At 71.1% G+C, this 12,377-nt stretch carries 12 protein-coding genes; 3 read left to right on the top strand and 9 right to left on the bottom strand.

Going from position 1 to position 12,377, the window contains the following annotated elements; all coding sequences use genetic code 11:
- Positions 1-106: 106 nt before the first annotated feature.
- Positions 107-3,064, bottom strand: a complete 2,958-nt coding sequence (locus EDD34_RS09780) for an ATP-binding protein (protein ID WP_123814391.1) — start codon at positions 3,062-3,064, stop codon at positions 107-109.
- Between the two features lie 139 nt (positions 3,065-3,203).
- A complete protein-coding gene (locus tag EDD34_RS20640; RefSeq protein ID WP_170177028.1) occupies positions 3,204-3,344 on the bottom strand; it encodes a hypothetical protein in 141 nt (46 codons plus the stop codon).
- A gap of 185 nt (positions 3,345-3,529) precedes the next feature.
- On the opposite strand from EDD34_RS20640, the gene EDD34_RS09775 reads away from it, so the two are divergent.
- Together EDD34_RS09775 and EDD34_RS09770 are read left to right on the top strand one after the other, a co-directional pair.
- Positions 3,530-4,018: a hypothetical protein gene (locus tag EDD34_RS09775; RefSeq protein WP_123814390.1), complete on the top strand. Its 489-nt coding sequence runs from the start codon at positions 3,530-3,532 to the stop codon at positions 4,016-4,018.
- 42 nt (positions 4,019-4,060) lie between these two features.
- Positions 4,061-4,306, top strand: a complete 246-nt coding sequence (locus EDD34_RS09770) for a hypothetical protein (RefSeq protein ID WP_123814389.1) — start codon at positions 4,061-4,063, stop codon at positions 4,304-4,306.
- Positions 4,307-4,360: 54 nt separating this feature from the next.
- Here EDD34_RS09770 and EDD34_RS09765 read toward each other — a convergent pair whose 3' ends face one another.
- From EDD34_RS09765 to EDD34_RS09740, 6 genes are all read right to left on the bottom strand, one after another.
- Positions 4,361-5,101: a GOLPH3/VPS74 family protein gene (locus tag EDD34_RS09765; RefSeq protein ID WP_211341544.1), complete on the bottom strand. Its 741-nt coding sequence runs from the start codon at positions 5,099-5,101 to the stop codon at positions 4,361-4,363.
- A 252-nt stretch (positions 5,102-5,353) separates the two neighbouring features.
- The gene (locus EDD34_RS09760; RefSeq protein WP_246012282.1) at positions 5,354-5,749 is read right to left on the bottom strand and encodes a DUF4260 family protein; all 396 of its coding nucleotides are present in this window, start codon (positions 5,747-5,749) and stop codon (positions 5,354-5,356) included.
- Between the two features lie 204 nt (positions 5,750-5,953).
- Complete coding sequence (locus tag EDD34_RS09755) at positions 5,954-6,706, bottom strand: helix-turn-helix domain-containing protein (protein ID WP_123814387.1); 753 nt, start codon at positions 6,704-6,706, stop codon at positions 5,954-5,956.
- 137 nt (positions 6,707-6,843) lie between these two features.
- On the bottom strand, positions 6,844-7,686 hold the full coding sequence (locus EDD34_RS09750) for an alpha/beta fold hydrolase (RefSeq protein ID WP_123814386.1): 843 nt from the start codon (positions 7,684-7,686) through the stop codon (positions 6,844-6,846).
- Between the two features lie 143 nt (positions 7,687-7,829).
- Positions 7,830-8,825 (bottom strand): pirin family protein, encoded by a 996-nt coding sequence (locus EDD34_RS09745; RefSeq protein ID WP_123814385.1) that lies wholly within the window; start codon positions 8,823-8,825, stop codon positions 7,830-7,832.
- 131 nt (positions 8,826-8,956) lie between these two features.
- Complete coding sequence (locus EDD34_RS09740) at positions 8,957-9,349, bottom strand: GNAT family N-acetyltransferase (RefSeq protein WP_123814384.1); 393 nt, start codon at positions 9,347-9,349, stop codon at positions 8,957-8,959.
- A 209-nt stretch (positions 9,350-9,558) separates the two neighbouring features.
- Here EDD34_RS09740 and EDD34_RS09735 point away from each other — a divergent pair, with 209 nt between their 5' ends.
- A complete protein-coding gene (locus EDD34_RS09735; RefSeq protein WP_123814383.1) occupies positions 9,559-10,290 on the top strand; it encodes a MerR family transcriptional regulator in 732 nt (243 codons plus the stop codon).
- A 66-nt stretch (positions 10,291-10,356) separates the two neighbouring features.
- Here the strand turns inward: EDD34_RS09735 and EDD34_RS09730 are convergent, their stop codons facing one another.
- A complete protein-coding gene (locus tag EDD34_RS09730) occupies positions 10,357-12,225 on the bottom strand; it encodes a carboxylesterase/lipase family protein (RefSeq protein ID WP_123814382.1) in 1,869 nt (622 codons plus the stop codon).
- Positions 12,226-12,377 lie beyond the last annotated feature (152 nt).

Genomic DNA, 12,377 nt, shown 5'->3' with positions numbered 1-12,377 from the left:
GGCCAACGACGCCGCGACGGCAGTCGGTCTCACTGGGCTATGGGTCATGGGGCCCTATGCTGCGGTGGACGCGCGGGCCGTCGCTATCCTGCGGATGCGTCATTGTTCATGACGCGTCGGCGACGGAACGCTCCCCCGAGAGCACACCGGTCTCGACCGCCAGCACCGCGAGCGCGGTCCGGGAGGTGACCTTGAGCTTGCGCATGGCCGCGCGGAGCTGCTGGTCCACGGTGGCCGGCGACTTCGCCAGGATTCTCCCGATTTCCCGGTTGGTGTGCCCAGCGACCACCAGACGAACGACCTCGAGCTCACGGGGGGAGAGGTTGTCCCCGTAGCCGCGCCGACCGCCGCGCCACAGCCGGGGGACGTCCGCACCGAGATCGCGCAGGCGGCGCGCCACCCGGTCCGCGTCCCCGCGCGCGCCGAGCCGGAAGAGCTCTTCGTACTGGAGCGCCATCACCTGCTGCCCCTCGGAGACCCTCCCCGCCGCGACGAGCGCCTCGGCCTGCCGCTCACGAGCACGGAGCGCATCGTACGGTCGGGGCAACGCGGCCCAGGCACGTGCGGCACGCTCGTACGCGGCCCCTGCCCGGACGTGGTCCCCGGCCGCGGTGGCGAGGTGCGCACGGCACAGCGTCAGGGCCGCGCGCGGCCCCGGTGCGGAGCGGCCGCGCAGGCCTCTCGCGAGCTGAGCGGTCAGGCGTCGCGCGGCCGTGTGGTCGCCGACGGCGAGGTGCGCCTCGACCCGCACGGGCACGATATCGGTCGCCCACACCCACACGCCCTTGCTCTCCAGGGCGTCCATCGGCCTGTCGGTCACGCGCAGGGCCCGGCCGCCGTCGCCGTCCGCCACCCACAGCCGGGCCAGCGCCGCGGCGGGCTCCATGGTGTCATCGACGGCGCCGAGTCGGGCGGACTCCTCGAGCACCAGCCGGAACTGCTCCTCCGCGGCGCGCGGGCGTCCGGCCGCGGCGTCCAGCCGGGCCCTCAGCCGGACGCCGGCCAGATAGATGGCAGGTCGGTCCCGGTCGGCCTCCGCGAGGGTGGCGGCCCGATCCGCCAGCCCTTCCCACCGACCGGTGTGCCAGTCCAGGTTGGCCCGTTCGGTCTCGACGTTGTACCGCAGGCGGGCTGCCTGCTCGGTGTCGGCAAGCCGCATGGCGACGTCCAGATGCCGCTCCGCGTCGGCGTACCGGCCCCAGATCAGAGCGCCGGTGCCGATGTTGGCGTGGATGCGGGCCAGGTCGAGCCGCTCGGCAGAGACCGTGGCATCAACCGGCAGGTCGGCGATGACCTCCCAGGCGGTCTCCTCCCCGAGCATGAGCAGCGCGGCCGCACGGTTGCCCGCGAGGTTCAGCCGGTCGGGCGGGGAGGCGACGTGGGCCGTCATCTCGGCCGCACGCCGCAACCACCGCAGATGGGTCTGCGCCGGCCACGGTCCCGCGTAGGCCCAGCCCAGGTACGTCATGGCTCGGGCGGCCTCGACCGGCTCGTGGTCGAGGTTGGCCACCGCCCGCTCGAGCTCGGCGAGCGCCGCCGTCGCCTCACCCCCGAGGATCAGGAGCCGACCCAGGGGATTGCGGATCTCGGCCTTCTGCCGATCGGACAGCCCCGGAGAACCGAGCACCGCGCGCAGGGTGCGAATCATCCGGTGGTAGACCTCGTCCACCGGTTCGCGCCTGCCCAATGCGGCGGACGCGGCGGCTCGCGCGACGCGAGCCAGGTCGTGGGGCGGAAGCTCCGCGGCCGACAGGAGCTCATCGAGCAGGACGACCGCCGTCGTGTGGTCACCCGATGCCACTGCCCGCTCCGCGGCCTGCTCGGAGTACCGGAGCCACGGCTCTACCTCACCCGCCTGGCGGAAATGGTGCGCGAGGCGCGAGGCGGGCAGCGGGTGCACGCTCTCCAGCGCGCGACCGGCCCCCAGGTGCAGAGGCCGGCGGGCGGTACGCGGGATCGCCTCGTACACCGCCGCCGCGGCCAGCCGGTGCCGGTACCGCCAGCGGCACCGGTCGTCGCCGACGAGCACCGTGGCGTCGGCCGCTTCCGCGATGCCGGCTCGGGCGGCGTCCGGAGCCAGGTCGGCGGTGGCCGCGATCGTCGCCTCGGACGCCGGCTCGGCCAGGGTCGCCACCGCCCGGAGCACCTGTTGAGCCGCCGGCGAGAGGCGGCCCACCCGCTCGCGGGTGCAGTCGCGCACCGTGGGCGGCATGGGCATCTCGCTGCACGTCAACCTGTCCCATTGCCCGTCGCGGAGAACGAGGTCCCCACGGTCGCGCAGCAGACGCACCGACTCCTCCAGCGCGACCGGGATCCCGTCGGTCAGATCGTGCAGGAAGGTGGTGAGGCCGGCCGGTACCGGATGACCGCCGAGCATCGACGACACCATCGCGGCCGTGTCCTCCCCGCGCAGCGGCGACAGGGCGATCCGTGCCTTGCCGACACCTGCGGCCGTCCTCGACGTCAGGCGCAGCAGGAGCGAGTCGGTGCTCACCTCGTCGGGCCGGTAGGAGATCACCAGGCTCGGTCCGAGCAGTTGCTGACGGGCGGCGAGGAACAGGAGGAACTGCAGGGTCACGTCGTCGGCCCAGTGGGCGTCCTCCAGGACGAGAAGGTCCACGCCGAGCGCCCGGATCAGTTCGTCCATCGCGCGGAACAGCCGGTGCCGAGCCGATCTGGCATCGGCGAGGGGCTCGGGTGTCGGCGGCAGCTCGGCCGACCACTCCGGGAACAACGGACGCAGCGCGCCCGCGAGACCGGTGAGCCCCAGGTCCGCGACCGGCACGTCGATCCCGCGGAACGCGTCGACGACCGGACCCAGGGTCAGCGGCTCGTGCAGCGGCGGGCATACCGAGAACAAGACCTTGCCCGGCGACGGGACCGTGGCGAGCCACTGCTGCAGCAGCCGGCTCTTGCCGAGACCCGCCTCGCCCTCCAGCAGCACGAGCGCCGGCGGCCGGGCCAGGGCGCCGGTGAGGGCCGCCAGCTCCCGATCGCGCCCCACGAGCCGCGGCGCGGACACCTTCGGCGGGGTTCCGTCGTCAGGGAGGGCGAGGGGAGGCATGCGAGATGATCTCGCTGTCAGTCCTCAGGACGCAAACGCCGGCGCACCCGGTCGATGGGCCCGGGCGCGGGGCAGCGGGATTCGCGCGCCGGCCGGCCCGGACAGGGCAGGAGGCCACCGCGGCAGCCACCAGGAGCGTTCACCACAAGCCGCGCTTGCGGCGCTTGCTGCTCCCCCACGTTCCCTTGGCCAGGTTCTTGCTGCGCCCCTTCGTCGTGCTCCCCCACAGGCCTCGCTTCCAGCTCTTCGCGCGGGACTTCCTCCCCCACAGACCAGCCATCAGAACCTCCTCGCGTACCGACAGGTCTCGAGGCCACGTACGACTCCCGACGCCGTAGCCCTTCCGCGCGATGAACATACCCACTGGCGCTTCGTCCCCGTATGACAAGGAGGAATTGCGTTCGGGGGCGATGGCGCCCGACCGAACCGTTGCCCCGTCGGCCCAGGTAGCAGGACCCTTGGCGGATGGATGTCATCGTCGGTGGTCTGCTCGCCATCATCGCCAGTCTTGTCGGACAAGCCGTGGCCCACCGGTTCGCGCGACGCAACGCCGCCGCGGCCAACCAGTGGGCGCGGGAGGAGAAGCTGCGCCAGGAGCGCGTGTCCGCGTACAGCGAGTTCGCGGGCGCACTCACGACGTATCGCCGCGCGATGCTCGACCGCGCCTTCTCCGTCGTCGAGGACCGTGACCGGCCCGACGTCGAGCAGCTCCGGCGTGAGTCCCGCCGCAGCCGTGACAACACCCTCCAGGCGCTGTACCTGGTCGAACTCCTGGCCGACCGCTCCGAAGTCGTCGACGCCGCGCAGACCGCCTACTACTCGATGGAGAGGTTTCTCGGCGTCGAGGACCGGGACGGGACCGAGAACATCCGCAACCACACCCGTGCCACGATCCAGTCGTTCGTCAGGACCGCGAGGACCACGATCGACCACGATCCCCCGCGCCGAACCTGAGCATCCATGCGCCCACCTCGCCACACAGGGCATCCTGTACCCATGCCGAAGAGCTTGCCCACGGGCCCCACGGTGATCCACGACGACAGCGAGGTGCGCTTCGTCGCCGGAACCGACCAGTTCGCGCTCCGCCTCAAGGACGGACACCTCCACGTGCGCGCCATCGACACGAGCGGCAGCGAGGCCCAGCTCGCCGTGATCCCGACGTCGCGCAGCACCCTCAACCTGCAGGTCGAGCACCCCACCGCACCAGGGCCGGTCGAGGTGGACGGGCCGACACTGCGCTGAGGGTGGGGAGCCGCTCGTCGGACAGACCCTGCGAAGGATCGATGCTGCTTGCGCTCATCCACTGCCGGGGCCGGCCAGGCCCGCGGCGGCGATGGCGTTGCTGACGATGTTCGACGTATCGGTGCGCGCCGCGGCCTTCACCGCTGCTCCCGCTCGCCAGGTCCCGCCCTTGAGCTCCTCTGCTCGCGCGATGACCGGCGACGTCCACGGGATGTCGGGTTCGAACTGCGGCAGCGCGCCGCTGCCGTAGAGCAGCGCGGCGAGCGCCGCGGTCCGGGGCGTCGGCTCGACTCCGTCGACGAGCACCGTGCGGATGTCACCGAGCAGCGTCCGGCGGCGTCCGGAGTCGCCTGGTTCGATCACCGGGGTACCGATGGAGCCGTGGGGCTCGCCTGCGCGTCGACGAAGTTCTCCCCGTTCGACGAGCCGGTCGAGCAAGGGTTCGCACAGGGCGGGACCCGTCGCGGCCAGGACCGTCTGCACTCCTCGGGGTTTGTCGGCGAGGTACGCCCAGATTGCCCGCAGGAGGTGATCGGACGGCGGGTTGCCGGCGACGGCCTCGACGGTCAGCCCTCCCAGTCGTCCGGTCCCGGTCCGCACATGGCCACCGAGGCCGAGATCGGCGAGGGCCGCGCCGCCGAGGACGTCGAAGAGCGCCCCCTCCCCCGCGATCGTGCCGGACCGCGGTTGGAACAGCAGGAGAATCAGGTCCTCCGCCAGCGTCCGCTTCACGCCCACACCGGCGTCGGCACGTTCCGGGGAGGACAGGCGCGCCTCCCGGTGCTCATGGGCCATTTCTCACAGCCACGCCCGGCACGTGCACGCCTGCTCCCATGATCCTGGCCCTCCGTCCCCCGGCCGACGGGTACCGACCGCGAGCACCAGCAGACCCCGTGTGGTCGCAACACGGTCAAGGGATCGTCGACCCGCGAGTACCAGGCGACGGCCCCGATGAGCAGGTTCCGCCGTCGGCCGAAGCGATCGCCCACGGCACGCATCGCGACGAGCAGACCGGCGAGCACGAGCGAGGAGATTCGGGACGACGACTCAGGACTCGTGCGATCCGGGCGCTTTCCGCGTTCGACCGTTGGCCTGTCCGATCCAGCCCAGATGGGTGTGCGTGAAGGCGTCCGGAAGCTTCAAGCCGTAGCCGAGCATGCGATCGATCCCGATGTGAAACCCCCACGAGAGAGCAGTCAGCGCGAGCCACATCGAGACCGTCGGGAACGACTCGTCGGTGAGGATCGCCAGCACGGCGAGAACCGTCGGCCAGGAGTACGTGTGAATGGCGTTGTACCAGGCGGCTCCGACAGCCGGCGAGCGTGCGTAGCCGAGCATCGACAGGTCGAACACCAGGAAGGTGGCCAAGGGGAACCACCACAGGCCGGGAGCGACCATGACGGTCACGGCGATGACGAGCACGACGACCAAGCCGTTCTCCACCCGTTGGATCGTCCGGGGCGCAGCTCCGCCGCTTCTCACCGGACCATGGACGTCGTCGCGCTCTACCGTCTCTGCCATGCGAACCTCGCTCTCGTGCCACGCGCGTGGTGCGCGCCGGAACGCCAGGCTCACACGGGCAGCGGTGGTTTCGCGTCGGTGGATGCCACGTAAGAAGCGTTCGGCGCGGGCCTCTTGGCCCCGAGGTCACGTCCCCTCGGCGGGCGCGGCCGGCTCTCGGCTCGCGAGCCGCTCACGCGCGAGCGCGCTCGCTCGGACGAGTACGTCCAACTGCGCGGGGTTGTACAGTTCCGCCGCCGCCTCGACGAACGTCTCCGCCGTGACGAGCCTGCTCTTGGACAGACGCGAGACAGGATCGTTCAACCACGGGTACTCGATGAGGTTCTTCTCGAACAGCCTCGCGAGCCGCTCGACGAGCGCCTGCCGCGTCTCCTCCTCCGCATCGGCCGGGAGCCGCTCGATCTCAGCGCTGACGTCGTCGGGTTCCGCGGCGACCATCTCCCGGACATCAGCCAGCGCCGTCTCGTCGTACAACCGGGTGTAGATGTGGATCATCGAGGAATCCGCCTCGGACAGCCGCGATGCCACGGACGCGAACCCCGCGGGCACGTGGGCGGGTGCTTCCTCACGGAGGATCGCGGCGATCTCCCGCCGAACGCCGGCCAACCGCTCGATGCTCGCCGCGAGCTCGGCGTCGAGGTCGCGGAGCGCCTCGGGGCCGCGATGTCCCGTGCCGCCTTCGCCGATCTGCGAGAGCGGCACCCCCAGGTCCGCCAGACGCCGGATCCGCAGCAGACTCACCAGGTGCCGCACCTCGTACTGCTTGTAGCCGTTGTCGTGCCGCTCCGGCTCCTCGAGAAGCCCGACGCGGTGATAGTGACGGATGGTGTTCACCGTCGTTCCGGCGAGCTCTGCCAGCCCACGTGTACTCCACGACATGGCCTGTCCTCTCCGCGCTCACTCAGCGCACCACGAACCGATCAGGTCTGCCGGCTTCGACGCCGATGGGGCGGGCGGGCAGGGGCTGGGCGAGGGCGCAGACCGCACACAGCCCCTGCCGCTGTCAGGTCGACGTCCTACTTGCCGAGGAACGCGCTCAGGGCCGCGTTCACCTCATCCGCATGGGTCCAGAGCAGGCCGTGCGGGGCACCCTCGATCTCGACGTAGTCGGCCTCCGGGAAGGACGCGTGGAAACGGCGCGCGGTGGCGTCGATCGGAAGGATGTTGTCCTTGGTCCCGTGCAGGATCAGTGACGGCTTGCCGGCGGCACGCACGGCGACGACGTCCTCACGGAAGTCCTCGATCCACGCCGACACGACCGCGTACGCGGCGACCGGGGCGCTGCCGATCGCGACGTTCCAGCTGCCGGTGACGACCTCGGGGCTGATCCGTGAGCCGAGTGTCTCGTCGAGGTTGTAGAAGTCCTTGTAGAACTGCGTGTACCAGGCGTACCGGTCGCGCTTCGCGACCGCCTCGATGTTGTCGAACACCTCCTGCGGCACGCCGTCGGGGTTGTCGTCGCGTGCGACGAGGAACGGCTCGAGCGAGGCGAGGAAGGCGAGCTTCGCCACCCGCTCGTGCCCGTAGCGTGCGACGTACCGCGCGAGTTCCCCCGTGCCCATCGAGAAGCCGACCAGGACGACGTCGCGCAGGTCCAGGGTCTCGAGCACCGCGTTCAGATCTGCCGCGAACGTGTTGTAGTCGTAGCCCGATCCCACCTTCGAGGACTGCCCGAATCCACGACGGTCGTAGGTGATGACCCGGTAGCCGGCCGCGAGGAGCTCCCGCGTCTGCTTCTCCCAGCTGTGACCGTTCAACGGATACCCGTGAATGAGGACGACCGGCTGGCCCGAGCCCTGGTCCTCGTAGTACAGCTGGACAGGCGCGCTGTTCTCCTGTCCGACGGTGATGTAACCCATGATTTCCCTTTCGCCACGGCCCGGCCGTGTGCCGTCCGCTTCTGTGAGCAGAAACCGTGTGCCCACCACACTGTCAACCCCGCACTTCCTCAGCCGCGATCGTGCTCTGATGCGAGGTCGGCGTGCACGGCGTCCGCGTCACCTCACTCACGGGGGCTCAACGCCACGTTCGGCAACGGCGGCGCCGGCACCGGCCTCGGCTGACCGGCGGGGAAGGGCCCGAACAGGGCGGGCGCGCCCGCGTCCCTCGGGTCGGCGGGCTCGAAGCCGAGCTCCGCCTGATAACGCCGCCGGAACTCGACGATCTCGTCATGGTCGCGGCCGACGAAGTTCCACCACATCACGATCTGCTCTCCGAGCGGGATGCCACCCAGCAGGATGATGCGGACGGCCGTGTCGCCCGCCGCGAGCGCGACGGTGTCCGCGCCGGGCGGGATGTACGCCAACGACCGGTGCTCGAGGACGGTCCCGTTGACCGTCACCGTGTCGCTCTCGGCGAGCACGGCGTGCTCGAAGTCGGAGCGGACGTCGAGCTGCGTCGTGGCCCCGGGCTCGAGGACCAGTTCGGCTCCGAGCAGGCCGGGGGTTCGCGTGTCGACGGGCGAGGCCGAGCCGAGGAGCTCACCGAGGAACACGCGAGCCGTCACCCCCGGAAGCGTCACCGGCTCCGGCGCGTAGTGCGCGAACCCGTTCTCGCCGAAGCGCGCCTGGTCCGGAAGCGCGTACCAGAGCTGCACGCCGTGCAGAACCGGATCGTCGGGGCCGCTGATCTCCTGATGCGTGATGCCCCTGCCCGCGGTCATGAGGTTGAGCTCTCCCGGCAGGATCGAGGCCGCGTTGCCGCCCGAGTCGAGATGCTCCACCCGCCCGCTGAAGAGCCAGGACACCGTGGCGAGGCCCGTGTGCGGATGCCGGGGCACCTGCATCCCTCCGGTCGCGGAGACGTCGTCGGGACCATAGTGGTCCAGGAAGCACCACGCGCCCACCAGCGATCTCTTCCGCTGCGGAAGCGTGCGATACACCGTCATCGCGCGAGGTCCACCCAGGGGGACGTGGCGCGGCTCGAGGTGCTGGACCGCGGTGCACGGCTCGCCGGGTGCGAGAAGCTCCAGCTCCGGGCGCCTGTCGGGATTCGTCATCGCACGGCCTTTCCCTCGGCATCGCGCGGGAGCACCGGGTGCCCGCTGAGGACGGAGATCCGGCTGATCACGGTGGCGGCGAGATCGGCCTGCCGACTGTCAGGCATCACCCTGCCCAGGAACGGACGCATTCAGGGACGCCCTCGCGTGATGCGCCCGACGAGGACGATGTCGGCACGTGTCGGCGAGCGGAACCGTCCCCCGTCCGCGACGAACTCGTCTCCGTGCCGGTCCAGGTGGCGGGCGAACAGAGGGCACACCGGCACGACGTCGAGGCCGTCGCGGATGCTGTCCTCGAGTGCCGCACGCACCAGCAGCCCGGCGAGGCCCCGACCCCCGAACTCCGGATCCACCTCCGTGTGGAAGAAGATGCGCTCATCGGGGCCGTCGGGCGGATCGACGAAGTCAGCCCTCCCGACGGCGGAGCCGTCGGCGAGCCTCACGACGTAGGCACTGACCGGGTCGGCGTGTTCGATCCCGACGGTGACAGGCGCGCCGGAGTTGTCCGCGAGTTCTCGTGACATGCCGTCAGTCGACACCGTGTGGCGGGAACACGGTCAAGACGCGGGACCGGAGCCGCGTCGCCGGCGTGCTTCAGCAGCGCCGTCCTGCCGCATACCAACCGATTAGGCAATTCTCACCGACACGGGCACCGACACCTGCCGAGACGACGAGGTACGACCAGGGGACTCCACCGATGCGAGGCCGGACCCGATGCCGCGAGCCTGGCGACATGACGTGGAGCACACGTGAACTCGCGGACCTCGCGGGCACGACAGTCAACACGATACGGCACTATCACGCACTCAAACTCCTCAACGAGCCCTCACGCAGATACAACGGGTATAAACAGTATGGTGTTACTCATCTGGTCCGTCTGCTCCGGCTCCGACGGCTCGCCGAGCTCGGCGTTCCGCTCGCACAGATCGGCGCCGTGGGCGAGAGCGACCTGACGGACGCGCTGCGCGACCTCGACGCCGCGCTGCAGGATGAGATCGAGAGGTCGCGGCGAGCGCGCGCCGACATCGCGGCCATCCTGCGGGCCGACGCACCGGTCGACACGCCCCACGGGTTCGAGTCCGTCGCGGGGCGACTGTCCGAGACCGACCGCGCGCTGATCCACATCTGCACGCGGCTCTACGACGCCGAGGCGATCGCGTCCCTGCGCAGGATGGTCGCGGCGGAGCCTCCCGGCGTCAGCGAGGAGCTCGCCGCGCTGCCCCCCGATGCGAGCGACACGACCCGCGAGCGCCTCGCGGCACGGATCGCACGCAGCGGCGCCCACTGGCGCTCCGCCACCTGGCCTTGGCTGCACGCCGCCGCGGAGCGGACGCTGGTCCAGGCGCTGGCCGAGCTGTACACCCCCGCGCAGCGCGACGTGCTTCGCCGCGCCCGGACCGCCGCCCACGAACAGCCGCCGGCACCGGACGAGCTGGCAGACGCCCTCTGCGCGTCCGACCGGTGAGTGTCACCCGTCAGCCGGATCGACGACCACCTCGGCACGCCGATCCCCCGCTGACTCCGGCGGTGTTCACGCGATCGGCCCCCGGTAGCCCATCCAGTAGTCGATCGCCGCGGGGCGTGGACGGGCCGCCATACCGCTGGGGACGCCGAGCTGCATGACCTGCTCCGGGGCGTCGGCGAACGTGGACCACCCGGGTAGCCCCGCCCCGTTGGGGTCGCCGGTCCGTGCGAAGTTCAGCCAGTAGCCGCTGAGCTGGTCACGCAGCAGGTAGTCGGCCTGGGCGTAGTCGGCGTCGTCGTCCGCACCGAGGTTGCGGAAGGCGTACATCACCTCCGCGCCGTGGTACGCCCCGTACTCCTGAAGGCCCTCGTCGGGCGGGGTGTGCGTGAAGAAGTACAGGTAGGCGGGCGCCTCACCGCTGTCTTTCTGCAGCCGCGCCCAGCGGTACATCGCGCGCGTGAACACGCGGTCGGCCTGCGCCTGCAGCATCGAGTCGAGCACCTGCTCCTCGCTCTCGCCGGGGTACAGGTCGAGGAACGCCGCCGCGTCCTCGCCGTACTCCTCCTGGGCCGTCGCGCGGTACTCCTCGGGGGTCACCGACTCCGGGGGGAAAGCCTTCACGATCGAGAGCTCGTCCGCATTGCTGCCCACCATCGTGGGCACATCGAGCTGGTCACCCGCCGCGTAGATCTCCGCCGGGCTGCGGTCCAGCACATACCCGTCGACGGAGGGCCGCCAGTGCGGACCGACGGCCTCGGCGGCCTCGGTGATCCGGTCCACCGGCAGCTCCCGCAGCTCGGCCACCGTGTCGACCCCGAGCTCCTGGGCCAGCCGAGCGCCCGCGTCCTCCGCGACCGCACGCGAGTCGCTCTGGTCGCCGTCCTCGGTGTTCCCCTCCGTACCCATGCAGGCACCACTGCTACCGATGATCCCGTCCACGAGGCCCTCGGCCAGGGGCGTCGCCCCCAGGATGCAGACGCTCTCGCCGCCCGCGGACTCCCCCGCCACGGTGACCCGGCCCGGGTCGCCACCGAAGGCGGCGATGTTCTGCCGCACCCACTCCAGGGCAGCGACCTGGTCCAGGATCCCGTAGTTGCCCGACGCGCCGTACTCCGACTCCGCCGCCAGCTCCGGGTGCGACAGGAACCCCAGGACACCCAACCGGTAGTTGATCGTGATCACGACCGCCTCACCGGTGGAGGCCAGCGCCTCGCCGTCGTACAGCGGCAGGGCACCCGATCCGGTGGCGAAGCCGCCGCCCGGCACGTAGACGATCACCGGCAGGTCGGCCGACGCCGCCCCCGCAGGGCGCCAGATGTTGAGGTAGAGGCTGTCCTCGTCGACCGGGTAGGGGTTGAGGAACGTCTCCTCCAGGGGGATGTCGATCGTCTGGGACAGCGCCCTGGTGGCGAAGGTCGTGGTGGCCTGCACCGGCGCCGCCGAGAACCGGTCGGCGACGAGCACCTCGGAACGCGGCTCGGGCGGCTGCGGTGCCTGCCACCGCAGCTCGCCGACCGGCGGCTCGGCGTAGGGAACACCCGCGAAGATCTCGACCGTGCCCGCGTCGTTGCGCACGCCGGTCACCGGACCTTCCGCGGTCTCGACCGGCTGCGTCGCCTCGCGCTCCGCGCCTCCGGCCACCCGCAACTGTGGCCCCGGATGGGCGAGCACCACCGTTCCGGCCACGACCGCGCCTGCCACCAGCCACGCCCCCGCTCGAAGCGCGACGCCGCGCCGCAACCACCACGACGACGTCAGCACGAAGGCGACCAGGAGCACCGCGACCAGCCCCCAACCCCACCACGGTGTCTTGTTCAGCCACCCGAGCACCAGCACGAGCGCGACCAGCAGGACAAGCGGCACCCAGAACCAGGCGGAGCGCCGCGAGGGACCGGGCCGGGGCGTGCGAGAGGACGCCTGCTCAGCGATTTCCACGATGTCTTCCTTGTCTTTGCGGGCAGGGCCACGCCCAGGTCAGCAAACGGCTCGGGCCCGCCGTCGTACCGATCGGCTGGGCGTACCACGGCGACGCGGGACGTAGCCGTCGCGCTATCGGCATTGCTCGGGTCGGTCCCTGCGACTGCCTG

Origin of the sequence: Myceligenerans xiligouense (assembly GCF_003814695.1) — a bacterium.
Classification (GTDB): Bacteria; Actinomycetota; Actinomycetes; order Actinomycetales; family Cellulomonadaceae; genus Myceligenerans; species Myceligenerans xiligouense.
Note: the sequence above shows the minus strand (reverse complement) of the source record. Positions and strands in the feature narration are given on the sequence as shown.

Excerpts from the sequence above, each read along its gene's own strand:
- EDD34_RS09750 (WP_123814386.1), bottom strand. The coding sequence starts at position 7,686 with ATGGGTTACATCACCGTCGGACAGGAGAACAGCGCGCCTGTCCAGCTG.
- EDD34_RS09735 (WP_123814383.1), top strand. The coding sequence starts at position 9,559 with ATGACGTGGAGCACACGTGAACTCGCGGACCTCGCGGGCACGACAGTC.
- EDD34_RS09740 (WP_123814384.1), bottom strand. The coding sequence starts at position 9,349 with ATGTCACGAGAACTCGCGGACAACTCCGGCGCGCCTGTCACCGTCGGG.
- EDD34_RS09775 (WP_123814390.1), top strand. The coding sequence starts at position 3,530 with ATGGATGTCATCGTCGGTGGTCTGCTCGCCATCATCGCCAGTCTTGTC.
- EDD34_RS09765 (WP_211341544.1), bottom strand. The coding sequence starts at position 5,101 with ATGGCCCATGAGCACCGGGAGGCGCGCCTGTCCTCCCCGGAACGTGCC.
- EDD34_RS09745 (WP_123814385.1), bottom strand. The coding sequence starts at position 8,825 with ATGACGAATCCCGACAGGCGCCCGGAGCTGGAGCTTCTCGCACCCGGC.
- EDD34_RS09770 (WP_123814389.1), top strand. The coding sequence starts at position 4,061 with ATGCCGAAGAGCTTGCCCACGGGCCCCACGGTGATCCACGACGACAGC.
- EDD34_RS20640 (WP_170177028.1), bottom strand. The coding sequence starts at position 3,344 with ATGGCTGGTCTGTGGGGGAGGAAGTCCCGCGCGAAGAGCTGGAAGCGA.
- EDD34_RS09780 (WP_123814391.1), bottom strand. The coding sequence starts at position 3,064 with ATGCCTCCCCTCGCCCTCCCTGACGACGGAACCCCGCCGAAGGTGTCC.
- EDD34_RS09755 (WP_123814387.1), bottom strand. The coding sequence starts at position 6,706 with ATGTCGTGGAGTACACGTGGGCTGGCAGAGCTCGCCGGAACGACGGTG.